Origin of the sequence: Streptomyces sp. WELS2, assembly GCF_013870595.1 — a bacterium.
Classification (GTDB): domain Bacteria; phylum Actinomycetota; class Actinomycetes; order Streptomycetales; family Streptomycetaceae; genus Streptomyces.
Genome location: NZ_JACBWZ010001250.1, coordinates 1 through 1,343, shown reverse-complemented (window position 1 = coordinate 1,343; position 1,343 = coordinate 1). Strand labels below are relative to the sequence as shown.

The following is a 1,343-nucleotide window of genomic DNA, read 5'->3' as shown; positions in this document are numbered from 1 at the left end:
GTCCCGCAGCCGTTCCGGGTGCTGGTCAACCCGGTGTACGAGCCGGTGGGCACCGCGCGGGCGGCGTTCTTCGAGGGCTGTCTGAGCGTGCCGGGCTGGCAGGCGGTGGTGGCCCGGCACGCCGAGGTGCGGCTGCGTGGCGCGGACGAGCGCGGCCGTCCGCTGGACGAGGTGTTCACCGGCTGGCCGGCCCGGATCGTCCAGCACGAGACGGACCACCTCGACGGCACGCTGTACCTGGACCGCGCCGAGCCGCGCTCGCTGTCGACGAACGAGGCGGTGGCGTCCCTGTGGTCGCATCCCACCCCGCACCCGGCAGCCGAGGCCCTGGGCTTCCGGCTGCCGTAGCGGCGCGGCCGGCCGGCGCCGTCAGTTGTCCCGGTACGCCTCCAGCAGCCGCAGCCACACCTCGCTCAGCGTCGGGTAGGACGGGACCGCGTGCCACAGGCGGGAGACCGGGACGCGGCCGGCGATCGCGATGGTGGCCGAGTGGATCAGTTCGCCGACGCCGGGGCCGACGAAGGCGACGCCGCGCAGGATCTCGTCCTCGAGGTCGACGACCATGCGGGCGCGGCCCCGGTAGCCGTCGCCGTACAGGCCGGCGCCCGCCACGGAGGAGAACTCGACGTCCACGGCGCGCACCCGGTACCCGGCCTGCTCGGCCTCGGCGAGGGAGAGGCCGACGGCGGCGGCCTCGGGGTCGGTGAAGACGACCTGGGGTACGGCGTGGTGGTCGGCCGTCGCGGCGTGGGCGCCCCAGGGCTCCTCCAGGAGGGTGTCGCCGGCGGCGCGGGCGGCGATCGCGGCGCCGGCGATGCGGGCCTGGTACTTGCCCTGGTGGGTGAGGAGGGCGCGGTGGTTGACGTCGCCGACCGCGTACAGCCAGTCGGTGCCGGTGACGCGGAGGCTGTCGTCGGTGTCCGGCCAGGAGCCGGGCTCCAGGCCGACGGTCTCCAGGCCGAGGTCGTCGGTGCGCGGGGCTCGTCCGGTGGCGAAGAGGATCTCGTCGGCCTCGATCCGGTCGCCGGCGGAGGTGACCGCCACGACGGTGCCGTTCTCGCGGCGGACGGACTCCACGGAGGTGCCGGTGCGGATGTCGGCGCCCGCCTCGGTGAGGGCCTCGGCGACCAGTTCCCCGGCGAACGGCTCCATCCGGTTCAGCAGCCCCTTGCCGCGGACCAGCAGGGTGACCCGGGAGCCGAGGGCCTGCCAGGCGGTGGCCATCTCGGTGGCGACGACCCCGCCGCCGACGACGACGAGCCGCCCGGGGGCCGCCTTGGCGCTGGTGGCCTCGCGGCTGGTCCACGGCCTGACGTCGGCGAGTCCGGGCAGCTCGGGCAGCT

At 75.8% G+C, this 1,343-nt stretch carries 2 protein-coding genes; one reads left to right on the top strand and one right to left on the bottom strand.

The features are described 5' to 3' along the window. Positions 1-348: peptide deformylase (locus H5J33_RS35455; RefSeq protein ID WP_181798748.1), on the top strand; the 348-nt coding region annotated here is incomplete at its 5' end. A gap of 21 nt (positions 349-369) precedes the next feature. On the opposite strand, the gene H5J33_RS35450 is transcribed toward H5J33_RS35455, so the two are convergent. Then, positions 370-1,343 (bottom strand): FAD-dependent oxidoreductase (locus H5J33_RS35450; protein WP_181798747.1); only part of this gene is annotated, 974 nt, incomplete at its 5' end.